Annotated in this window: 24 protein-coding genes and 1 tRNA gene; 11 read left to right on the forward strand and 14 right to left on the reverse strand. The window is 66.9% G+C overall.

Features of this window, described 5'->3' with window-relative positions; genetic code table 11:
- Positions 1–168: 168 nt before the first annotated feature.
- Positions 169–711 (forward strand): bifunctional pyr operon transcriptional regulator/uracil phosphoribosyltransferase PyrR, encoded by a 543-nt coding sequence (pyrR, locus tag KUL97_RS00455; RefSeq protein ID WP_217794723.1) that lies wholly within the window; start codon positions 169–171, stop codon positions 709–711.
- Positions 712–719: 8 nt separating this feature from the next.
- On the opposite strand, the gene KUL97_RS00460 is transcribed toward pyrR, so the two are convergent.
- The 3 genes from KUL97_RS00460 to KUL97_RS00470 form a co-directional block, all read right to left on the reverse strand.
- The gene (locus KUL97_RS00460) at positions 720–941 is read right to left on the reverse strand and encodes a ferredoxin-thioredoxin reductase variable chain (protein WP_010310864.1); all 222 of its coding nucleotides are present in this window, start codon (positions 939–941) and stop codon (positions 720–722) included.
- A 41-nt stretch (positions 942–982) separates the two neighbouring features.
- Positions 983–1,816 carry a hypothetical protein gene (locus KUL97_RS00465; RefSeq protein WP_217794725.1) on the reverse strand — a complete coding sequence of 278 codons (834 nt, stop codon included), beginning with the start codon at positions 1,814–1,816 and terminating at the stop codon, positions 983–985.
- A gap of 82 nt (positions 1,817–1,898) precedes the next feature.
- A complete protein-coding gene (locus tag KUL97_RS00470) occupies positions 1,899–3,491 on the reverse strand; it encodes an Hsp70 family protein (RefSeq protein ID WP_217794956.1) in 1,593 nt (530 codons plus the stop codon).
- Between the two features lie 94 nt (positions 3,492–3,585).
- Here KUL97_RS00470 and KUL97_RS00475 point away from each other — a divergent pair, with 94 nt between their 5' ends.
- Genes KUL97_RS00475 through KUL97_RS00485 form a run of 3 tightly spaced genes read left to right on the forward strand, consistent with a single transcriptional unit; the run spans position 3,586 to position 4,508 of the window.
- Entirely contained in the window at positions 3,586–3,891 is a 306-nt protein-coding gene (locus KUL97_RS00475; protein ID WP_217794727.1) for a hypothetical protein, read from the forward strand.
- 3 nt (positions 3,892–3,894) lie between these two features.
- A complete protein-coding gene (locus tag KUL97_RS00480) occupies positions 3,895–4,125 on the forward strand; it encodes a DNA-directed RNA polymerase subunit omega (protein WP_010310854.1) in 231 nt (76 codons plus the stop codon).
- An 11-nt stretch (positions 4,126–4,136) separates the two neighbouring features.
- The gene (locus KUL97_RS00485) at positions 4,137–4,508 is read left to right on the forward strand and encodes a DUF1818 family protein (protein WP_217794730.1); all 372 of its coding nucleotides are present in this window, start codon (positions 4,137–4,139) and stop codon (positions 4,506–4,508) included.
- On the opposite strand, the gene KUL97_RS00490 is transcribed toward KUL97_RS00485, so the two are convergent.
- Positions 4,471–5,349 (reverse strand): NAD(P)-dependent oxidoreductase, encoded by an 879-nt coding sequence (locus tag KUL97_RS00490; RefSeq protein WP_217794732.1) that lies wholly within the window; start codon positions 5,347–5,349, stop codon positions 4,471–4,473. The two genes, KUL97_RS00485 and KUL97_RS00490, sit on opposite strands and share 38 nt — an antisense overlap.
- A 374-nt stretch (positions 5,350–5,723) precedes the next feature.
- Between KUL97_RS00490 and KUL97_RS00495 the strand changes: the two genes are divergently transcribed.
- On the forward strand, positions 5,724–5,951 hold the full coding sequence (locus KUL97_RS00495) for a DUF2811 domain-containing protein (RefSeq protein ID WP_010310848.1): 228 nt from the start codon (positions 5,724–5,726) through the stop codon (positions 5,949–5,951).
- Positions 5,952–5,958: 7 nt separating this feature from the next.
- Here KUL97_RS00495 and KUL97_RS00500 read toward each other — a convergent pair whose 3' ends face one another.
- The 6 genes from KUL97_RS00500 to KUL97_RS00525 all read right to left on the reverse strand — a co-directional run bounded on the left by KUL97_RS00500 (position 5,959) and on the right by KUL97_RS00525 (position 10,053).
- Positions 5,959–6,699 (reverse strand): hypothetical protein, encoded by a 741-nt coding sequence (locus KUL97_RS00500; protein WP_217794734.1) that lies wholly within the window; start codon positions 6,697–6,699, stop codon positions 5,959–5,961.
- Positions 6,700–6,722: 23 nt separating this feature from the next.
- On the reverse strand, positions 6,723–7,181 hold the full coding sequence (locus tag KUL97_RS00505; RefSeq protein ID WP_217794736.1) for an EVE domain-containing protein: 459 nt from the start codon (positions 7,179–7,181) through the stop codon (positions 6,723–6,725).
- A gap of 58 nt (positions 7,182–7,239) precedes the next feature.
- The gene (gene murD, locus KUL97_RS00510) at positions 7,240–8,613 is read right to left on the reverse strand and encodes a UDP-N-acetylmuramoyl-L-alanine--D-glutamate ligase (RefSeq protein ID WP_217794958.1); all 1,374 of its coding nucleotides are present in this window, start codon (positions 8,611–8,613) and stop codon (positions 7,240–7,242) included.
- A gap of 24 nt (positions 8,614–8,637) precedes the next feature.
- Positions 8,638–8,709: transfer RNA gene (locus tag KUL97_RS00515), tRNA-Val, on the reverse strand.
- Between the two features lie 40 nt (positions 8,710–8,749).
- Positions 8,750–9,541 carry a photosystem II S4 domain protein gene (locus KUL97_RS00520; protein ID WP_217794738.1) on the reverse strand — a complete coding sequence of 264 codons (792 nt, stop codon included), beginning with the start codon at positions 9,539–9,541 and terminating at the stop codon, positions 8,750–8,752.
- A gap of 8 nt (positions 9,542–9,549) precedes the next feature.
- Complete coding sequence (locus KUL97_RS00525) at positions 9,550–10,053, reverse strand: hypothetical protein (RefSeq protein WP_217794741.1); 504 nt, start codon at positions 10,051–10,053, stop codon at positions 9,550–9,552.
- 109 nt (positions 10,054–10,162) lie between these two features.
- On the opposite strand from KUL97_RS00525, the gene serA reads away from it, so the two are divergent.
- From serA to KUL97_RS00545, 4 genes are all read left to right on the forward strand, one after another.
- On the forward strand, positions 10,163–11,749 hold the full coding sequence (gene serA, locus KUL97_RS00530) for a phosphoglycerate dehydrogenase (protein WP_217794743.1): 1,587 nt from the start codon (positions 10,163–10,165) through the stop codon (positions 11,747–11,749).
- Between the two features lie 19 nt (positions 11,750–11,768).
- Positions 11,769–12,692, forward strand: a complete 924-nt coding sequence (gene prmA, locus KUL97_RS00535) for a 50S ribosomal protein L11 methyltransferase (RefSeq protein WP_217794745.1) — start codon at positions 11,769–11,771, stop codon at positions 12,690–12,692.
- Positions 12,693–12,894: 202 nt separating this feature from the next.
- Complete coding sequence (locus KUL97_RS00540) at positions 12,895–13,194, forward strand: ferredoxin (RefSeq protein WP_010310832.1); 300 nt, start codon at positions 12,895–12,897, stop codon at positions 13,192–13,194.
- A 94-nt stretch (positions 13,195–13,288) separates the two neighbouring features.
- Positions 13,289–13,708, forward strand: a complete 420-nt coding sequence (locus tag KUL97_RS00545) for a hypothetical protein (RefSeq protein WP_217794960.1) — start codon at positions 13,289–13,291, stop codon at positions 13,706–13,708.
- A 229-nt stretch (positions 13,709–13,937) separates the two neighbouring features.
- Here the strand turns inward: KUL97_RS00545 and psbV are convergent, their stop codons facing one another.
- Complete coding sequence (psbV, locus tag KUL97_RS00550) at positions 13,938–14,447, reverse strand: photosystem II cytochrome c-550 (RefSeq protein ID WP_217794747.1); 510 nt, start codon at positions 14,445–14,447, stop codon at positions 13,938–13,940.
- Positions 14,448–14,554: 107 nt separating this feature from the next.
- Positions 14,555–15,505: a ribonuclease Z gene (locus tag KUL97_RS00555; protein ID WP_217794749.1), complete on the reverse strand. Its 951-nt coding sequence runs from the start codon at positions 15,503–15,505 to the stop codon at positions 14,555–14,557.
- 117 nt (positions 15,506–15,622) lie between these two features.
- Between KUL97_RS00555 and KUL97_RS00560 the strand changes: the two genes are divergently transcribed.
- Positions 15,623–17,053, forward strand: a complete 1,431-nt coding sequence (locus tag KUL97_RS00560) for a SpoIID/LytB domain-containing protein (protein ID WP_217794751.1) — start codon at positions 15,623–15,625, stop codon at positions 17,051–17,053.
- Complete coding sequence (locus KUL97_RS00565; RefSeq protein ID WP_303246095.1) at positions 17,050–17,835, forward strand: glucosamine-6-phosphate deaminase; 786 nt, start codon at positions 17,050–17,052, stop codon at positions 17,833–17,835. Before KUL97_RS00560 ends, KUL97_RS00565 begins: the two co-directional genes overlap by 4 nt.
- A 6-nt stretch (positions 17,836–17,841) precedes the next feature.
- On the opposite strand, the gene KUL97_RS00570 is transcribed toward KUL97_RS00565, so the two are convergent.
- On the reverse strand, positions 17,842–19,026 hold the full coding sequence (locus KUL97_RS00570) for a hypothetical protein (RefSeq protein ID WP_217794753.1): 1,185 nt from the start codon (positions 19,024–19,026) through the stop codon (positions 17,842–17,844).
- A gap of 43 nt (positions 19,027–19,069) precedes the next feature.
- Positions 19,070–19,843 carry a YebC/PmpR family DNA-binding transcriptional regulator gene (locus tag KUL97_RS00575; protein WP_217794755.1) on the reverse strand — a complete coding sequence of 258 codons (774 nt, stop codon included), beginning with the start codon at positions 19,841–19,843 and terminating at the stop codon, positions 19,070–19,072.
- Positions 19,844–19,856 lie beyond the last annotated feature (13 nt).

Consider the following 19,856-nt stretch of genomic DNA (forward strand, 5'->3'; position numbering starts at 1 on the left):
CTGGCTCGGTCGACGTTGAAGCTGTCACCCGCTCGATCCTGCCTCGCCGCAACTCCTTCTCAACACAACCTACCCCGCGCCTCGGACTGATCCCGCTGTGATCCCGGCCGCGTCAGCTTTTGGCCACACCTGCTGATCCCGGTACCATCGGCGCCCGCCAGCGCACATATGTCAGCCGATCGCATGGAGATCCTCTCGGCCGACGAGCTGGGACGGACCCTCAATCGCCTTGCTTCCCAGGTGTTGGAGAGCGTGGCTGACAGCCATCAAGTGGTGTTGTTGGGCATTCCCACCCGCGGTGTGGCCCTGGCCGAGGTGTTAGCCCAACGCCTGGAGGCGCTGTGCGGGCATCCGATCGACTGCGGCAGCCTCGATCCCACGTTTCACCGGGATGATCTCGATCGCATCGGCACCCGTTTGGCCACCCCAACCCAGCTACCTGCTGATCTGGAGGGGCGCGATGTGGTCTTGGTCGACGATGTGATCTTTACCGGTCGCACCGTGCGCGCTGCCCTCGAGGCCCTGCAGGCCTGGGGTAGGCCTCGCCGGGTGCGGTTGTTGGTGATGGTGGACCGCGGCCATCGGGAGCTGCCGATCCAGCCGGACTTCTGCGGCCGGGTCGTGCCCACCAGTCGGCAGGAGTTGATTGCGCTCTGCTTGCAGTCGATCGATCAGGAAGAAGGTGTGTTCCTGGTCAAAGAGGCCGGTTGAGCCCGGCCTCAGGCCACCGGCTCCAGCTCATCGCTGCGGAAATGGGCCCGGAAGCGGCCGAAGGCCACGATCACCGGCATGGTGGGGCTGATGGTGCGGCCCTTGTAATCGGTAAGCACCTGGAACACTTCACCCTGTTGGCCCTTGAGATCGAAGGCCTGGCCGCGATGCTCGGGATGGTGAAAGACCACCACGCTCTGGCTCACCTTGACCTGATCTCCTGCCTGCATCGAGGGTGATGGGGATGGGGGCACCATCCTGTCACGCGTGATCAGCGGCGACAGGCGCTTTCAGGGCCGGCTTCCACCACTCGGCCGCCGAGCTCACGGCAGGCTGCGCTGAAGGCTTGCCAGTCGTCCATGCCCTGAGCCAGCTTCTGGGTGATCAGGTCGTTGAGCCGTTCGGCCGGCACGTTGGAGTCGAGCTGGCCGCCGTGGGCGTCGTGCTCCTGTTCATGGTCGTTGCGCAGGCCCTCGATCCCCTTTTCCACCTGACGGCGGAGGGCCAGGGATTGCTGCTTCCACCAGGGATGCTCGATCCGGTTGAGGGCATCAAGCGCTTCCCACCAGCGCCGCTGGGGAATCAGTTGCTCCGCCCGCTGCTTGAGGAATTTCTGGCGGTTCCAGTCTTCGCTGAGCTGATCACCGAGGGCGGTGCCACTGGCGTTGTGGGCGGCGTTGAGGGTGTTGAGCAGCTTGAGGGCTTCCTCAAGGCGGCCGTCGCGATAGAGGTTTAAAGCCCTGGTTTCCAGCTGTTGCTGCCAGCTGAGCAGCTGCTGCTGATCCGCGGGGCTGCTGGTGCCGGAATTCACGAGTTGCAGTTGGAGCTTCAAGGCCTCGGCCCAGGCCCCTTGGCGCCAGAGCTCTTCGGCCTTCAGGCGGCGGCAGCGGCCCTGCTCCAGGGGCGCCTTGCCCCCCAGCCAGCGCAGGGCCGCCAGTTGCTCGCCATAGCGCAGGCAGTCGTCGAGCCGGCCTTGCTCGGCAGCGCGTTCCAGGCGCCCAGGCAGTTGCTTCTCCCACCAGTAGGCCGTGCCCACGCCGGCGGCCACCAATCCCAGAGTGAGCACCAGCCAGAAGCGCGGGAGCCGGTGGCGGCGGATGGCCAAGGGGGTGCCCGATCAATCCATCTGTTCTATGGATCGATGCTCCCTGGATCATCCATTCGGGTGCAGCCCTCCAGCCGTCACCTCAGCGCACGCGTCCCAGGCAGCGTTGCGGCAAGGGCTGATCGCTGGCCAGATCCCGTCCATTCACCACCAACTCCCCGCGGGTGTTGATGGCAAACCGAAGCTCCAGTCGGTCGCTGCCGGGCTCTCCGGCGGGAGTGAGCGGAATCGCTGCGGGCTGTTCGCTCCAAGCCTGCACCGCTGCAGTGCCGGCGCTCTGGCGCCGCAGCACCGGAAGCCCATTCACAAACACCACCTCGCTGCGCTCTTCGGCGATGGGTTCCCCGAGCACCAGTTCCAGATCTGCTTGGGCGTTGCGGCTGCAGGCCAGGCGCAGCGTTAGCGGTTGTTCGCTCGGCCAGGGCTGCCCCGGCAGGAAGAGGGGATGCCAGCGGTGTTCGCGGCTGCGCTGGTCCCAGCAGCGCAGCGATACCCCGCGTTGCAGCACGTCTTTAACGACGACCCCCGGCGTGAGCCGCAGGGCCCCGAGGGCGATGGCTTCCACCGGACGATCCGCCCGCAGCGGCACCTGGGGTAGGCGCTCCTGCAGCCAGCTTCGGATCAGCGGCAGGCGGCTGCTGCCTCCCACCGGTAGTACGGCATCAATGTCGTCCATCTGCACCCCACAGCCCCGCGCAGCAGCCAACACCTGCTCCAGCAGCTCATCGAACAGGGTGAGCAGCTGCCGCTGCCGCAGCAGCTGCTCGAGCTCGCGGCGGTTGAGGCGCAGTTCGATTGGTGCCACGCCCGGGCCAGGGCTCCAGAGGGTTAGGGCCTCTTCGGCATCGCTGAGCTGGCACTTCAAGCGTTCGCAGCCCTGCAGCAGCGAGGGGCTGGCGGGATCCAGCGCAGCCAGGTCGGGGCGGCGCTCCAGCTGGTCGGCGGCAATCCAGCGATCAAGATCGCGGCCGCCCAGAGCCAGGCCGGCTTTGCCGAGCACGCGAGCGGTGCGCAGGCTCTGACGGCTGCTGGTGAGGTCGCGGCCGCCGAAGCGCAGCAGCTGGGCGATCGGGGCCGCTTTGCCCTCGCCTCCCTCCAGCGCCACCAGCGAGAGGTCGGTCGTACCGCCGCCCACATCCACCACCAACACCCGACTGCCAGGCGGCAGCCCCGCACCGATCGCCGCCGCTGTGGGTTCATCCACCAGGGCGATCTCCGGCACCGCCAGCCGGCTGGAGGCCTCGAGCAGCCATTGGCGATATCCCCGGTAGCTCTCGATCGGTGCTGTGAGCACCAGGCGTTCAGGCTGCAGATTCTCCGGCAGCCGCTGCCAGATCTGCTCCAGCAGCAGTTGGCCGCTCTGCTCTGGGCTGAGCCAGCCGCTGCGGGGCTCTGCCTCGGTGCTGGGCCCTGGGGTGCCGGCGCCGATGCGCCGTTTGAAGTCGCGGTGGAGCCCGGTGCCCCCCTGCTCAAGCAGGCCGGCTTCGATCACCTGCCGGCCGATCAACGCTTGGCTGGATGACGCCTCCTTCAGCCAGATCAAGCTGGGCACCACGGCCGGATCGCTGGTGCTGATCGGCGCGAGCTCGAGGAGCTCGGGAGGCGCCTCACCACTGCCTTGGAAGGCCACCACGGTGGTGGTGCTGCCCAGGTCGATGGCGAGGGTGCCGGCCACGGTGGAAAGCTGAAGGGAAGACAACGCCCTTGAGCGTGGCGCAACCATCCCCTGCATGGTGAGACCAGTGGGTCTTTAAGAGGCGTTAGTAGCGATGGAGCGGGTGCTGCAGGCCGTGTTGTCGTATTACCGGGAGGACCCGGAGCTGTTGCGCCGTCTCGATCCGCTCTGGGCCTGCCGGGTCACCCGCGGCTGGAGTGGGTTGCGCATCGAATGCCGTGACGGCACTCACCGGGCGGTGGTGTGCCGCGTGATCGACCTGCTGCGGCCGCCCCTGGAGGCCCTGGCCCTGGTGCGGGAGATCCGCTTGCTGGCCCCCGGAGCCGAGCCCCTGGTATTTCCGGTGCGGGTGCCGTTGCCCAGCAGCCTGCTGACTTACGATGAATCCATTGGTGATTAGTTCATGTATCTCGGCGTCAACGTCAGCCCCAAAGAGCTCGCGCAGCGCGCCGAGAGCCTGGTTCGCTTCTCCAGCAACCGCTACCTCACCACCGTTCGCATTGCCTTCCGCGCCAAGCAACGCCGCTTCGATGACTTCGACGGCCTGCTGGAAGACTCGATGGTGAAGCCTGTGCAGCGCGCCATCATCGAGCTCAGCGATGAGCAGGATCAGCCTGACCTGCTGCCTGGCTGAGGCCCGCAGCGGTGATCCAACGCGAAGGAGAGGGTTGGCGGTTGGCCTGGGATGGCAGCCGTCAGCCCTTTTCTGTGTTGATCGCTGGTGAAGGCTGGGCCGCTGAGCTCAGCGAGTTCGAAGCATCGGCCCTGCGGGATGCTGTGGCAGAGCTGGTGGCCCAGCACCAGGGGCTGATGGATCAGCTGATGGAGGAGGAGGCGATCGAGCTGGAGCTCGAGCGCGATCCCTGGTGGTTGGCGCTCGAGGGCGATCGCCAAAGCTGGTCGCTGCGGGTGGTGCTCACACCCGCACTGGGGCAGCGGGCGCTGGAGGGGAGTTGGTCTGCCGCGGCGGCTCGGCCGTTCACTCAGGCCTTGCAGCAGCTGTTTGGCCAGCCGTGAGCTGGTGCAGGGCGCAGTAATCGAGCCCGTCGAGGCCCGCGGCGCTGGAGCGCTGCAGCAGGGCTGCCAGCCCAGACAGCCCTTCGCTGTTGAGCCCAGCCTGTTGGGCCGCGCTGATGAAGAGATCCAGGTCTTTGCGGAGGTGGGCCGTGGGGAAATTGGGGTTGCCGTAGTCGCCGCTGAGTTCGCGCTGGAGCTTTTTGTCGAAGGTGGGGGCATAGAGGGCGCTGCTGCGCAGCAGCGCCATGAACGGTTCCACCGCCACACCGCCCTGCTGCACCAGGTGCAGCGAGAGGCTGAAGGCGTGGGTGAGGCTGGCGATCAGTTGGTTGAGGGCCAGCTTGGTGGTCATCGCCGTGCCCACCGGTCCAAGGTGCACAGGCTCTTGACTCAGTTGGCGGAGTAGCGGGAGGGCTTCCTCCATCAGCTCGGCCGGGCCACCAGCCATCAGCTGTAGCCGGCCTTCGAGGGCTTCAGGCCGGCTCCCCAGCACGGGTGCCTCCAGATAGGCGCCCCCCAGCCCCGCCACGGCATCTGCCAGCTGCTGGCTTTCGGCCGGCCCGATGGTGCCCATCTGCAGCACGCGGCGGCCCTGCAGCGCCGCTCCCACCTGATCGATCAGCACGGCCTGGGTGGTGGGGCCGTCGTTGAGCACGGTGATCAGCCACTCAGCCTCGGCAGCGGCCTCGGCAGCACTGCTGGCCCATTGGGCCCCGAGCGCCACTAGGGGCTGGCCGCGCTCGGGGTTGCGGTTCCACACCGTGAGCCGTTCACCGCAGGCGAGCAGCCGGGTGGCGATGGCACTGCCGAGCAGGCCTGTTCCGAGCAGAGCGATGGTCATGGGGCTCAGCTTGCCTGAACTGCGGCGGTGAGATTGGCCACGAGATTCAGCCGCTGATCAGCACTGCTGATCAGCGGCGTTCTCCCGCGCTTACGCCCACAGACCCCAAGGTTTTGCACCGGTTTTCCACAGGCTGTTGCGGGGCAACGCCCGCTGGTGCGCGCGGCTGGGGAGAACGGTGCGGTTCTGCGCTTTCCCGTTGACAGTGCCCGCGGTGCCCAACAGCGGCCTGGGCTGCCCTGAATCGGATGGCCGCAGAAGCCAGCCACGACCCGCGATCTTGCCTTGAGAGCGCTTGGGAATGACTCGGTTGGGCCCCGGTTGACCGCCGCCCGGTGCTGTGGGGAACTGGTGGGCGTTACGGGGAGATCTGGATGGACAGTGCCGCCACGGTGAGCATGCGCGCTGAGGTGCCTGAGCCCCTGCTGCAGTCGATGCAAGGGTTTATTGAGGCCCATCCCAACTGGGATCAGTACCGCCTGTTCCAAGCGGCTCTGGCCGGTTTTCTTGTGCAGAACGGCGTGCAGACCCGCGAGATCACTCGCTGCTATCTGGCCAACCTCTTCCCTCAGCAGCGCCGCTTCAGCGACCCGATCGCCTGAAGTGGCTTTACGTGTGGGCGGGGTTGTTCTGCAGTTCGGGTCTCAGCTGCACATAGGCCCCGGTCACCGTGGTGGTGATCAGCGGCAGCACCACCACCAAAGCCACCAGCGTGGCGATGAGCCCAAGCCCGGAGATCAGGGCTTCTGCTAGGAGGCCAACCAGCAGCGGGATCATCAGCAGCCCCACCAGGCCGCTGCAGAGCAACAGCAGCCCGGGGCCGTGGTGCTCCAGCAGCCACACGCCCTGGCGAAACAGGGCAGTGCCCCGCAGCCGTGTGTCGAGCACCAGGCATGGCCCGAATATCTGGCTGATCACTACGGCTAGGGCGGCGATCAGCCCCAGCAGCGCTGGAGCTGCACTCAAAGCCGGGAGCAGCAGCAGCACTAGCGACCAGATCACCCCGGTCACCAGCGCTACGGCCACCAGGGCAGCGGCCAGGTAGGCCAGATACAGGCTGAGCCGTCCGCTATGGCGGCATTCGCTGGGGCTGAGCTCTTGCCAGTGGATTAGCTGTTGCCGAGCGATCGCCAGGCCCGCGAGGGTGAAACCCTCGATCATCCAGATCAGGCTGCCGCCATAGAGCGCTATGCCGCAGAGGTGCAGCAGCGCGGCTAACACGCCGCTATCCACCCGCTCGGCGCCGGCGAACAGGGCCCAGCCGCACAGGTGTGTGCCCAGGGCCGCCAGGCTGAAGGCCAGCAGCAAGGGCTGGCGGGCCAGGCCTCTCCAGCTCTGCTGGAAGGCCATCCAGCTGTTCAGCCGGATCGGCTTCACAGAGGCCCCAGCAGTTCAAACAAGCGTTGAGCGCTGGCCTCCGGCACCGGCAGGATCGAGAGACGATTGCCGTTGCGCACCACCGGCAGCTCTTCCACGCTGAACTGCTCCCGCAGGGCATCGAGGCTGAGCAGCTCGCCGAAGGTGCCCACGTAGCGCAGCCGCACGCAATCCCAACGGGGCTTGTCTGGGCTGGATTTGGGATCGAAGTATTTGTTGGTGGGATCAAACTGGCTGGGATCGATCAGCCCGGTTTCGATCACCTCCATCAGCCCCACGATGCCGGGTGGTTTGGCATTGGAGTGATAGAAAAAAGCGCGGTCTCCGATTTGCATCGCCCGCATGAAATTCCGCGCTTGATAATTGCGAATTCCATCCCAGAGGGTTGTGCCTTCTCGCTGCAGATGCTCGATCCCGTACACATCGGGTTCGCTTTTCATCAGCCAGAAGGCCATTGCTGCTGGGCGCTTTGCGGCGAGGTTAGCGGTGCCCCCGCGCTGGAACCGATCTGGGTCAGAGGCTCTGCACCAGTTGGCGGAAATGGTCGCCGCGGGCTTCGAAATCCCGGTATTGATCAAAGCTGGCGCAGGCTGGTGAGAGCAGCACCGCGCGGCCGTTGTGCTCCGTGGCCAGCCGCTGGGCCAGGGGCACCGCTTCGGCCAGTCCGTCGACCTGATGCACCTCACCGCTGTAGTGGCTGGCCAGCAGCAGCTGTTGAAAGGTGTGGCGTGCGGCGCCGAACAGCACCACGGCCCGCGCCTCGCGCTCCAAGCCCGCCAGCCATCCGGCCGCTTCACCCTGCTTGGCTTCTCCTCCGGCCAGCACGACGAGGGGGCCCTGCAAGGCCCGCAGCGCCACCTCGGCTGCGTCGTAGTTGGTGGCCTTGCTGTCGTTGAACCAGCGCACACCGTTGTGTTCGCGGATCAGCTCGAGCCGATGGGGTACGCCGGGAAAACGGCGCAAAGCAGCAGCCATCTGCGCGCCACTGAGGCCCACCTCCAGGCCCACCGCCACCGCCATCAACATGTTCTGGCGGTTGTGAGCACCGGGCATCGCCAGGGCATCGGCGGCCAGCAGTGGCCCATTCGGGTGGCACACCTGATCCGCTTCGATCCAGAGGTGAGGCTCGATGCCGGCGCTGCGGGCCTGCTCCCGGTTCCCAGCCGTCACCCAGCGGGCCTGATCCCAGCTGGCGGCACGGCTGCGCAGGTCGGGATCGTCGGCGTTGAGCACGCGCACCTCGGAGCGCTCCAGCAGGCTGCGTTTGATCGCCCGGTAGTTGTCGAGGGTGCCGTGGCGCTCCAGGTGATCGGGGGTGAGGGTGGTCCACACGCCGATGCGCGGGGCCAGGGCCGGTGCCGATTCGATCTGGTAGCTGCTCAGTTCCACCACCAGCCAGGCGGGAGCTTGAGCGTCGCGGCGGGCCAGGGCCAGCTCGGCGGCGGAGAAGCCCACGTTTCCGCACATTGGCGCATCCAAACCGGCCTGATCCAGCAGGTGCGCGATCAGGTGGGTGACGGTGGTTTTGCCGTTGGTGCCCGTGATCCCGATCCAAGGGACCCCGGTGCTGGCTTCCCAGGCGGTGGTGATTTCACCGTCGGTGGGGATGCCCCGTTGGCGCAGGGCTTCGAGGGTGGGGTGATCCCAGCGGATGCCAGGGCTCACGATCACCCGCGCTGGCGGCACCGCGAGCGCACTGAAACTGGCGGGCTCCAGTGGCACACCCAGCTGAACATCGATGCCTTCGCGGCGTAAGGCGTCGGCACGGTCCTGGAGGGCAGGGCTCTCGCCGCTCTCGAGCACCAGCACCGATGCTCCTCGCCGGTGCAGCAACCGGGCGGCGCCCACGCCCGAACGCCCAAGGCCCAGCACCACCTGCAGCGTCATCACCTGCGTGGGCAAGAAAACAAGTGGGCGATACTGGAATCGAACCAGTGACTCCTACCGTGTCAAGGTAGTGCTCTACCTCTGAGCTAATCGCCCTCAGAGCCTTGCGGCCCATGGAACCTAGCAGCCGGGTTCCTCAGCGCCGCTGCATCACGAGGCGCCAGCGATCGCGTTTGGTGGGCTGAATCTCCAGGATTTCGAGTTCGCCGCGTCCATCGAGCCGCACCCGATCACCGCAGCGCAGTTCCTTGCTGGGGCTCGTGGTCACCTGCCAGTTCACCCGCACCGCCCCCTGGCGGATCAGGTCGGCCATGCGGCTGCGGGAGAGGCCAAGCCCGGCGGAGGCCACGGCGTCGAGCCGCAGGGAGGCTTCCACGCTGCTCAGCTGCTTCGGTGTGCGGGTGGCTGGCCATTGCAGCTGCTCGAGCGGCACCACCTGCAGCTGTACCGGCACGCTGCGCACCTGAGCTTCGCGTTGGTCGGCCAGGGGGGCCGCTTCCTGGCGGATCAGGGCCTGGGCGCCTCGATCGCCTCGCATCCACACATCCCCTAGGTCGCTCTCCAGGAGCCCGGCTTGCCGAAGCCCCTGGCGGACATCCGCCGGCTCGGCGGGGTCAAACAGAAAGTTGCCGCTCACCACCAGCCCGCAGACCTCGGCCAGGGGCGGCGCTGCATCCGCCAGATCCACCTGATCCGCTCGCCGCAACAGCAGCCGGCAACGCTCCGCCTGGGGCCAGCCCCCATCGGCCCACAGATTCACCTCGCTCAAGGCGCCGAGACGCGCCTCTGCTTCTTCCTTGAGCTCCGCATCCACGAAGGTGCTCCAGCAGGGCTCCCAGGTGCGCAGCGCCTGCTCCGCCAGATCGATCAAGGCCGCCAGGTCCTGCGGGCGGCGGCTCCCTTTGAGCAAGGTGTCGCGCGGCAACATCGCGGTCCTCAGTTGTCGTTCAGGCGCACCACCGCTTTGGGGCGCCCGTCTTGGAGGCGGGTCCAGGGGATCTCGACGCCGTTGGGCATCTCCACCAGCAGCAGCCAGTTGCCTTCCTCGAGGCGGTTGCGCAGGGCGCGCACCCGATCGTCCACATCCGAGCTCACGCTGGCGGCCGCCGCGAAGCTGCCCATCCAGCCCGATCCCAGCCCCAGCAGGCCACCGATCAGATGGGAGCCGATCGGGCCTGCGAAGGCAAAGGTGTCGAGATCGGTGATGAAGGTGAAGGTGAGGCCGGCAAAAAATCCGAAGGGGATGAGCCAGGTGGCCATGCGCCTTTGGCGGATGCGCCGCGCCAGGGCTGGGTTGAGATCAGCCACCTCGGCGATGTCGGTTTCGCCTTGGCCGATCGCTACCAGCCGCTGCGGCGCCGGGGTGAGCTGGCTCAGTTGCTCGTTGAGCTGCCGCAACCGTTTGCGCTCCGCCACCACCACCACCACGCTGCTGCCCACGAAGCCCGGCCCTGAGAAGGCCTGATTCTCTCCTGCGCGGCTGTGGAGCGAGGGGCCTGAGACCCACCTCTCTACACTTCACCTCCGGCCGCCCCCACCCCGCCGGGTCATGACGAAGGTTCTGGTTTCCGATCCCATTGACCAGACAGGGATCGACATCCTGTCTCAGGTGGCTCAGGTGGATGTGCGCACGGGGCTGCCGCCCGAGCAGCTCAAGGAGATCATCGGCGAGTACGACGCGCTGATGATTCGCTCCGGCACCACGGTGACGGCCGACATCATCGAAGCCGCCGGCAAGCTGCGGATCATTGGCCGCGCCGGCGTCGGCGTCGACAACGTGGATGTGCCCGCCGCCACCAAGCGCGGCGTGATCGTGGTGAATTCGCCCGAGGGCAACACCATCGCCGCGGCTGAGCACGCCCTGGCGCTGATGCTCTCCCTCTCGCGCCATGTGCCTCACGCCCACGTGAGCACCATGGCCGGCGGCTGGGACCGCAAGAAATACGTGGGCAACGAGCTCTACAAGAAGAAGCTCGGTGTGGTGGGCCTCGGCAAGATCGGCTCCCACGTGGCCCGCGTGGCCAAGGCCATGGGCATGGAGCTGCTGGCCTACGACCCGTTTGTGTCGCCTGAGCGCGCCCAGCAGATGCAGGTGAAGCTGCTGCCGCTGGCGGAGCTGTTTGCCGAGGCCGACTACGTGAGCCTGCACCTGCCGCGCACGCCGGACACCGAAAACCTGGTGAACGCCGAGCTGCTGCGCACGATGAAGCCCACAGCCCGGATCGTGAACTGCGCCCGCGGCGGCATCATCGATGAGGCGGCCATCGCTGAAGCGGTGGAGAAGGGCGTGATCGCCGGTGCTGCCCTGGACGTGTACGCCAAGGAGCCCCTTGAAGCTGATTCAGCGCTGCGCAGCGTCAGCGAGCGCCTGATCCTCACTCCGCACCTCGGTGCCTCCACGGAGGAAGCCCAGGAGAACGTGGCCATCGATGTGGCCGAGCAGATCCGCGATGTGTTGCTGGGCCTGCCGGCCCGCAGTGCTGTGAACATCCCCGGCCTCAACGCCGAGGTGATGGAGCAGCTCAAGCCCCACCTGCAGCTGGCGGAAACCCTCGGTCAGCTGCTGAGCCAGCTGGCGGGCGGCCAGATCAGCGAGCTGGAGGTGCGGCTGCAGGGCGAATTCGCCAGCCATCCCGCCCAGCCCCTGGTGATCGCGGCCCTCAAGGGCCTGCTCTCCACCGCCCTGGGCGATTCGATCAACTACGTGAACGCCGGCCTGGAGGCCAAGGAGCGCGGCATCCACGTGCTCGAGGTGAAGGATGACGCCGCCCGCGACTTTGCTGGTGGCTCCCTGCAGCTGAGCTCCAAAGGCGCCAACGGCAATCACACCGTGACCGGTGCCGTGTTCGCCGATGGCGAACTGCGCATCACCACCATCGATGAGTTCCCGGTGAACGTGGCCCCCAGCCGCCACATGCTCTTCACCCGTCACCGCGATATGCCCGGCATCATCGGCAACCTCGGTTCTGTGCTGGGCGAGCACAACGTGAACATCGCCTCGATGCAGGTGGGTCGCCGCATCGTGCGTGGCGATGCCGTGATGGTGCTCAGCCTCGACGATCCCCTGCCCGCCAGCCTGCTGGCCACCATCCATGGCATCGAGGGGATCCAGGAAGCCCATCCGGTGACCCTCTGACGCCGGAGCTCTCTCACTGATGACGCTCTCCTGGTGGCGGCTTGAGCTCCCCTCGCTTCCCGAGCTCGAAGAATCGCTGATCTGGAAGCTCAACGCCCTCGGCATCCCGAGGGTGGCGGTGCGGCACCGTCCCGAGGCTCCCGATGAGCGGCAGTTGGTGGCGTGGCTACCGGAAGCCGATTGGCCCGAGGCGGAGCGGCTGCAGCTGGAGCAGGCCCTGGCGCCTTTGGCCGACACCTTCGGCCTCAGCCTGCCGCCGATCGCCTGGGAGCAACAGGACGACGAAGACTGGAGCCTTAGCTGGAAGCAGCACTGGCAGGCCGACCCCGTGGGCCAGCGGCTGTTGATCCTGCCGGCCTGGCTCGAGCTGCCGCTGGAACACGCTGATCGCTTGGTGATCCGCATGGATCCGGGCAGTGCCTTTGGAACCGGCAGCCATCCCACCACCCGGCTCTGCCTCGAAGCGATTGAGCGGTTGGCCGAGCAGCGGGGAACGCCGGAGCACCCAGACCTGGGCCCGATCCGTGTAGCGGATCTCGGCTGCGGCAGCGGCATCCTCGGCATTGCGGCTCTGCTGCAGGGCGCCAAAAGCGTGGCCGCGGCCGACACCGACTCCCTGGCCGTACGCGCCACCCGCGACAACAGTGGGGTGAGCGGCTTTGCCGATCGCCTCACGGTGGAGCTGGGTTCGGTGGAGCGTCTGGCGGAGCTGCTGGGAGGCCAGCCGGCCGATCTGTTGCTCTGCAACATCCTGGCCCCCGTGATTGAGGCCCTCTGCCCGGCCTTCGACACGGTGCTTGCTGACAGTGGACTGGGTCTGCTCAGCGGCCTGTTGGTGGATCAGGCACCGCGGCTACAACAGGTCTTGGCGGAACAGGGCTGGCAGGCGGAGCTCGCCGCTCAGCGGAGCCAGTGGGGCCTGATGACGATCCGGCGCGCCTAAGAGGCCGCCCGGCAGACCTGAAGGGCAACGCCCCGAATCTGCCGATGTTGCATAAGGCACGCTGATCTGTGCCCAGTGTTCTGATTGGGCTTCGCGGCCAGACGCCCTCAGAACCCCAGAACCACGCCTCGGCGGATGTAGGAAGGATCCGTCCTACGGGCCCGGGAACTTTCCCAGGAGCCTGTGAGCCCCAATCCCTTCCATGGCTTCCTACAAGGTCACCCTCATCAGCGAGGCAGAGGGCCTCAACAAGACCATCGAGGTTCCCGACGACCAGTACATCCTCGACGCCGCTGAAGAGCAGGGCATCGACCTCCCCTACTCCTGTCGTGCTGGTGCTTGCAGCACCTGCGCCGGCAAGATCACCGCTGGCACCGTGGACCAGTCCGACCAGAGCTTCCTGGACGACGACCAGATCGAAGCTGGCTTCGTGCTGACCTGCGTGGCCTACCCCACCAGCGACTGCACCATCAAGACCCACGCCGAAGAAGAGCTGTACTGAGCTCCAGTGGGGCGTGACCCTTCACGCCCCGTCTGTTTCGCTTCACGCCACCACCCTTCGGGGTGGTTTTTTTGTCTTCAAGCGCTTTCCCGCCGTGACCGCTGCTTCCACCTCGGCCTCCACGCCGCCCCAGGTGCAGGCGCTCTATGCCCACGGCACGGAGCACACCAGCCCCGGCGGGCAGTACAGCTTTCGCGTACTCGGGCCCTGCTGCCGCCTGTTTGATCGCGAGGAGCTCCCCTGGCCTTGTTGCCGCATCGCCTGGCGCAGCAAAGAGCCCAGCTGGCGTCGGGTGGGCCGTCGCTTCGTGGCTGATCTGGCGGCCCGTCGCTGCCCCTCCTATGCGGTGGAGCTGCTCCAGCCGGGCTCCCGCCCCACGGTGACGGTGCTCACCCTTTTCTCCCTGAGGCTTTGTGCGCCCCTGCAGGAGTGGTGGTACAGCAAGCAGCCGGCGTCGTTGGAGGCGGAGAACATTGCGCCACCTCAGCCTGGGCAGGTTCAGCCACCGCTATGAGCGTTAGAGGGGCTTGAGAACAGTCTTCGTTGGGGGGTGCGTCGTCCCCACTTCGCTGCCCCCCTCGTTCTGTCGGCTTTGCTCTGTTGCTCCGGCGCAGTGTCTGCTGCTGGATATCCATCGATATCCGGCGACGGAGACGCCTCAACACACAAAAAAGCCCCTGCCGATTGGGCAGGGGCAAAAGTGGTTGTGCGGCGAGCTCAGAGATCAGAAGAACGATCCTGGATCAGAAGTAGATCTTGCCGCCACCCCACTGGGCGCCCTGCACTTTGGGGGCCACCAGGATGAAGCCGGCCATCAGGCGCAGGTCTTCGTCATTGAGGTCGCGCATCTTCACGAACACATCGCTGCTGCGGATGCTGGGGTGCACGTCGGCAATGCTGTACTCGCCGTCGTAGCTGGTGGGGTCCTTCATGTAGTCCACCAGGGCGTCCACGTTGTCGCGGGCGGGGGTGGCCAGGGCCAGGGTCTCAGGATCGAGGCCCACGTTGTGGTTGGTCTTGGTGATGCCGCCGGCGTGGCACTCGCCGCAGCTGCTGTTGAAGATCTTGCGGCCCGCTTTGATCTCTTGTTCGCTGAAGGTCACCGAAGCGCCGTCGGCATTGGCGGGAACGGTGAGCTGGTCAGCGGTCCACTGGGCAGCCTGGGCGGGGCCGGCCAGGCCCACCAGCAGAGCCAGGGGCAGAACCAGCATCCGGGCCAGGGTCCGGAGGGCAGAAGAGAAAGAAGAGGCCATCGAAAAAGCCGGCAAGGTGGCGGTAGAGACCGCGCCAGAGCCCTTGTATCACGGCCGATGGGCCTGCTGGTTGGTGCGGCCCCAGGCACTCACGAACTGTTGCAGCCTCAGCGGTCCTCCGGGGCTACATCCACGCTGAGGAAGTCTTTGGCCAGCTCGGTGTTGGGAAAGATGGCCCGTGCTTCGTTCAGCAGGTCGTCGGGGGTGACGGGATTGCCCGGCACGTAGCGCGGGCTCAGGTGGGTGAGCATCAGTTGTTTCACCCCTGCGGCCAGTGCGGTTTGCGCGGCCATGGTGCTGGTGGAGTGCTGGCGGGCAAACGCCATCTCCGCTTCGGCGTGGGCGAAGGTGCTCTCGTGGATCAGCAGGTCGGCTCCCTGCGCCAGCTCCACGGCCGCTTCACTGAACACCGTGTCGGTGCAGTACACCACGCTGCACCCGGGCCGCTCGGGCCCGCAGAGGCTGGCGCCGTTGATGATCCGGCCGTCATCGAGCACCACCTCGCGGCCGGCCTTGAGTTCGGCGTAGATCGGTCCGGGTGGGATGCCGAGGGCCCGGGCTTGCTCCACGTCAAAGCGGCCGGCCCTGGGTTTCTGGTCCACGCGATAGGCGTAGGCCGGAACCCGGTGGATCAGCTTGGTGCAGCGCACGGTGATGTCGTCATCGTCGAGCAGCAGGGCGCCGCTGCTGGCCGCGTCTTTCACCCGATGGCTGCGCAGCGGGTAGCCGATGCGGGTGGAGGAGGTGCGCAGCACGCCCTCGAGGTAGTCGCGCAGCGGATCGGGGCCGTAGAGGTCGATGCCACTGCAGGTGCCCGCCAGCCCCAGGCTGGCCAGCAGCCCCGGCAGGCCGAACACGTGGTCCCCATGCATGTGGGTGACGAAAATCCTGCGCAGCTGGCTCACCCGCAGCTCGCTGCGCAGGAACTGGTGCTGGGTGCCTTCACCGCAGTCGAACAGCCATAGCTCGGCCCGTTGCGGCAGGCGCAGGGCGACAGCCGACACGTTGCGGCCGCGGGTGGGAACGCCGGAACTGGTGCCGAGGAAGGTGACCTGCACGGCCGGCCGGAGGTCCCCCGGTGTGACTGATCCGATCGTGCCATGGCGCCGCCGGTTGGCACTGGCAGGATGCCCATCCACTCGTCACAATGGCCTGCCTTGCCTGGATGGCCTGCCATGGCTCGCTTGAGACGCCTGCCGCTGGGAGCGCTCCTCGTGCTGGCTCCGCTTCTGGCGCCTCAGGTGGTGATGGCTCGGTCGGCGCAACCCCAGGCGGGCCGCTCCGTTGCCGCCAGCCCGTCGGCTGAACCTGTGCTGCGGGTGTTGGTGGTGCAAGGGCAGGATGCCCGGCTTCGGCCAGCACTCTCGGCGGCAGGGCTGCGGTTGCGGGATGCCCAGGGACGGGTGCTGGAGGAGTTCAGCGGCCAGGTGGTGTTGCAGGCCTCCGCGGATGGCGCCTGGTTGCGGCTGGAGCGTGCCGATGGCTCCGACAACGAGCAATGGCAACTGCGGGAGGTGTGGCTGGAGGCGCTGGCGGGAGCGGAAGAGGCTGATCCTGGAGTCTGGGTTGGCCAGCGCCGCTACCGCGGCCGCCTGCAGCTCATGCCTCAGGGCGGGCAGCTGCAGGTGGTGAACCACGTGCCGCTTGAAACGTATCTGCCCAGCGTGGTGGGTAGCGAAATGCCGGCCAGCTGGCCCCTGGAAGCGCTGCAGGCCCAGGCCGTGGCAGCCCGCACCTATGCCCTCAAGGCCAGAAAGCCGTCGGGGCCCTTCGATGTGCAGGCCACCACCGCCAGCCAGGTGTACAAGGGCGTGGAAGCGGAGACTCCGTCGACCCATGCGGCGGTGCAGGCCACCCGTGGCCTGGTGCTCACGTACAACAACGCCCTGATTGATGCGGTGTTCCACAGCAGCAGCGGCGGCAGCACCGAGAGCAGTGGCGACCTTTGGCCGCGGCAGCTTCCTTATTTGGTGAGCGTGCCGGATTTCGACCAGGCCTCACCGGTGCGCGATTGGCGGCTGCCCCTCAACCAGGCAAAGCTGCGCCAGGCTTTCCCTGAGCTCGGTGGTGCCCTCGGGATCGAGGTGATCGCCACCACGCCCACGGGCCGTGTGCGTCAGGCCCGGGTGGTGGGGCCTTCGGGCCAGCTGGCACTCACGGGTGCCCAACTGCGCAGCCGGCTTGGTCTGAAGAGCACCTGGGTGCGCTTTGAGCTGGCGCCCACGGCTCCTGCTCAGGCTGAACCTGTGCCCCCGGCTTCTGTGGCCGCGCGGCTGCAGAACGCCTTCCAGCACGATTCCGCCACCGGCGCTCCGCCCACGCTGCTGCCACCGCCGCCGCTACCGGCCTTCACCCTGCCTGCCCCATCCACGCGGGCCCCGGAGGTGGTGCAACTCGTAGCTGTGGGCCGCGGCTTCGGCCACGGCGTGGGGATGAGCCAGTGGGGAGCGCTGGCCATGGCGCAGCGCGGCGACTCCTTTGAATCGATCCTCCGGCACTACTACCGGGGAACCTCGCTGCAGCCCTATGCGCAGCTGGCGGGCATGGCCCGTGCTGGGCGAGGCTTAAACGAGGAAGACCCCAAGAACCTGGCTCGCTCGCGTTGATCACTGCTCCGCTGTTGCCGTCGCCGCCGCTGCCGGGCCACCTACTGGTGGCCGCTGATGCGGCGGCGGCGGCGGCGGTGGTGGCGGAACGGTTGGAGCAGGCGCTGCAGCGTGGTGCTGTGCTCGGCCTGGCCACTGGACGCACGATGGAGCCGGTCTATGCCGCCCTGCGGGGCAGGCTCCTGGCCCTGGCGCCAGCGGAGCGTGCGCCGCTCCTGGCCAGGTGGCGCAGCTTCAACCTGGATGAATACGTCGGTTTGGCGGCTGATCATCCGGGGTCGTTTGCGGCGTTCATGCGCCAGCAGCTGGCAGATCCCCTGGCCCTGGCGCCCCGCTGCCTGCAGCTGCCGGATGGCGTCGCCGCTGATCCGGATCAGGAAGCGCGGCGCTACGCGGCGGCCCTGCAGGCCGCCGGTGGCATTGATCTGCAGTTGCTGGGGTTGGGCAGCAATGGCCATGTGGGTTTCAACGAGCCCCCCTGCGGCCCCGAGGCGCCCTGCCGCTGCCTGGAGCTGAGCACCGCCACCCGCCGCCAGAACGCCGCTGCCTTCGGCGGCGACCCGGCTGCCGTGCCGGCCTGGGCGATCACCCTCGGCACCGCCGAGATCCTGGCCGCCCGTGTGTTGCTGCTGGTGGTCACCGGTGAGGCCAAGGCCGAAATTCTGCGCCGCACGCTGCTGGAGCCGCCCTGCCCTGAGGTGCCCGCCAGCTGGCTGCAGCGTCATCCCCGCTTGCAGGTGGTGGTGGACCGGGCGGCAGCGGCGGCACTGCCGCCCGGGTGAACGGGATCAGCGGAGGTCCTGAGCAGCGGAGATCAGATCGCGGTAGGAGCTGCCGTTGAGGATGGAGGCATAGGGCACCACACCGTCATCGCCGCTGGCAGGGCTAATCAGGCCTGTGTTGCCGCGCCCCGCCGATGAGTCGTTGGAGGCAATGGTTCCTTCGCTGCCTGCATCAAAGGTGCTCCAGAGGGCCTCACGGGAGAAGCGACCATTGTTGCGGCGTTTCACATAGGCCGTGCCAGCGAATTCTCCCTGAGAGGACACAGCAGTGAAGGGCATTTGATAGATGCCTTTGCCCGCGTAGAAGATGCCCTCAAAGTGGGTCACATAGGTGTTGGTCTGATCGTTGTTGTATTGGTAGCTCCGTTGGTTTGAGGTTTTCCCGGTGATCGGGTCATAGTCCACCAGCGTGGCAGCTCCGAGGGCTTCGCCCATGGAGCCGAGCTTCTTAACCGCTGGGTCGATCACGGATCGGCCGCCGGCAATCGTGTAGCTCGTTTTGTTGTTCTTCCAGATGCCGAAGGCCGTGTGAGAGGTGGAGTCGTCCTGGTAGGTGAGATTGTGCTGCTCACCGGTCACGGTGTCGAGAACGAAGGCGCTGCTGTCTAGGCCGGTGTTGAGTGTTAGGGCCAGGAATCCGTTGGTGAGTGTGTAGTTGCCGGCCACCAGGCGGCCGCTCCAGCTGTGCAGGAAGGTGTCGGTGGTGGGCCCGCCATCAGGACGAGTGGCGTTGAAGGCTGTGAAGTTTTGATCGTTCGGCGTGCTGGTGAGTGGACCGTCGTAGAGGAAGCCGCGCGTGATGAAGGCCTCCTTGCCATCCACATTGATGGGCTGGCTGTAGGTGCCTGCCAGCTGAATTGAGCGGATTCCGCCAGGCCCTTGGCCGGCTCTGATCGCTCCCGGGCCGTAGATCGAGCTTGAGGGTGCATCCCAGCTCTCGGGCACATCCATCAGCACCCAGGTGCCACTGCCGCTGCCTTGGCTGGTGGAGGCGCCATTGATGCGACCTACATACACGGAGCCCTGGCCTTCGCTCGTGATGTTCCCGGAGGTGCCGGTGATCACATACCGGTTGCGGCCCGGAGCCTGCTTGATGCCCTGTGCACCGTTCTCGGAGCTGGCGCCCGTGCCGGTGTACACAAATGGGCTGTAAAAGTTGGCGGGGCTGAGGATCGTGGGTTGCTGCGCCATGGGGAATGGCAGACGGTGATTCCCAGATGATGTCGCTGCTGTGTCAGATAATCAGCGACTTCATTGTTTCTTCATCCGCCTCCAGATTGCTGGTCACACTGCGCACATCATCGAGCTCATCGAGGGCATCGAGCAGCTTCAGGCAGCCCGCCAGGGCTGCCTGATCTTCAAGTCGGCAGGGGGTGCTGGCGATCCAGCGGTGCTCCCAACTGCTTACCGGCAGCCCCAGGGCTCGCAGGCCATCCTGCAGGGCTTCCAGCTGCTCGAAGGCCCCCAGCACCTCGGCGCCTTCCGGGTCGATCTCGTAGCTGATCACGGCCGGGCCGCCTTGCTCCTCCAGCTCCAGCAGCCGCTCCAGCAGCGTGTCTTCCACCAGGCCCGCCTGTTCCAGCCGCACCACGCTGCGGTGCTCAAACAGGTAGCCCACGCAGCCGGTTTCCCCCAGGTTGCCGCCGTTCTTGTTGAAGGCCAGGCGGATTTCCGCGGCGGCACGGTTGCGGTTGTCGGTGAGGGCTTCGATCAGCACGGCCACACCGCCGGGGCCGTAGCCCTCGTAGCGCACCTCTTCGAACTGATCGGCGCCGCCGCCCCCCTGGCCGGAGCCCTTGGCGATCGCCCGCTCGATGTTGGCGTTGGGCACCCGGGCCGCCTTGGCCTTCTCGATCGCCGTGCGCAGCTGGAAGTTGCCCGCCGGATCGGCGCCGGCCCTGGCGGCCACCATGATTTCGCGGCCCAGGCGGGTGAACACGGCACCACGTTTGGCGTCCACCACCGCCTTGGTGCGCTTGATCTGGGCCCATCGGCTGTGGCCGGCCATGGTTGCTGTGGAG

The organism is Synechococcus sp. HK05 (assembly GCF_019104765.1).
Classification (GTDB): domain Bacteria; phylum Cyanobacteriota; class Cyanobacteriia; order PCC-6307; family Cyanobiaceae; genus Vulcanococcus.

Excerpts from the sequence above, each read along its gene's own strand:
- murD (WP_217794958.1), bottom strand. The coding sequence starts at position 8,613 with ATGACGCTGCAGGTGGTGCTGGGCCTTGGGCGTTCGGGCGTGGGCGCC.
- KUL97_RS00570 (WP_217794753.1), bottom strand. The coding sequence starts at position 19,026 with ATGGCGCAGCAACCCACGATCCTCAGCCCCGCCAACTTTTACAGCCCA.
- KUL97_RS00480 (WP_010310854.1), top strand. The coding sequence starts at position 3,895 with ATGTATCTCGGCGTCAACGTCAGCCCCAAAGAGCTCGCGCAGCGCGCC.
- KUL97_RS00520 (WP_217794738.1), bottom strand. The coding sequence starts at position 9,541 with ATGTTGCCGCGCGACACCTTGCTCAAAGGGAGCCGCCGCCCGCAGGAC.
- prmA (WP_217794745.1), top strand. The coding sequence starts at position 11,769 with ATGACGCTCTCCTGGTGGCGGCTTGAGCTCCCCTCGCTTCCCGAGCTC.
- pyrR (WP_217794723.1), top strand. The coding sequence starts at position 169 with ATGTCAGCCGATCGCATGGAGATCCTCTCGGCCGACGAGCTGGGACGG.
- KUL97_RS00500 (WP_217794734.1), bottom strand. The coding sequence starts at position 6,699 with ATGGCCTTCCAGCAGAGCTGGAGAGGCCTGGCCCGCCAGCCCTTGCTG.
- psbV (WP_217794747.1), bottom strand. The coding sequence starts at position 14,447 with ATGGCCTCTTCTTTCTCTTCTGCCCTCCGGACCCTGGCCCGGATGCTG.
- serA (WP_217794743.1), top strand. The coding sequence starts at position 10,163 with ATGACGAAGGTTCTGGTTTCCGATCCCATTGACCAGACAGGGATCGAC.
- KUL97_RS00475 (WP_217794727.1), top strand. The coding sequence starts at position 3,586 with ATGGAGCGGGTGCTGCAGGCCGTGTTGTCGTATTACCGGGAGGACCCG.
- KUL97_RS00495 (WP_010310848.1), top strand. The coding sequence starts at position 5,724 with ATGGACAGTGCCGCCACGGTGAGCATGCGCGCTGAGGTGCCTGAGCCC.
- KUL97_RS00540 (WP_010310832.1), top strand. The coding sequence starts at position 12,895 with ATGGCTTCCTACAAGGTCACCCTCATCAGCGAGGCAGAGGGCCTCAAC.
- KUL97_RS00490 (WP_217794732.1), bottom strand. The coding sequence starts at position 5,349 with ATGACCATCGCTCTGCTCGGAACAGGCCTGCTCGGCAGTGCCATCGCC.
- KUL97_RS00575 (WP_217794755.1), bottom strand. The coding sequence starts at position 19,843 with ATGGCCGGCCACAGCCGATGGGCCCAGATCAAGCGCACCAAGGCGGTG.
- KUL97_RS00460 (WP_010310864.1), bottom strand. The coding sequence starts at position 941 with ATGCAGGCAGGAGATCAGGTCAAGGTGAGCCAGAGCGTGGTGGTCTTT.
- KUL97_RS00560 (WP_217794751.1), top strand. The coding sequence starts at position 15,623 with ATGGCTCGCTTGAGACGCCTGCCGCTGGGAGCGCTCCTCGTGCTGGCT.
- KUL97_RS00505 (WP_217794736.1), bottom strand. The coding sequence starts at position 7,181 with ATGGCCTTCTGGCTGATGAAAAGCGAACCCGATGTGTACGGGATCGAG.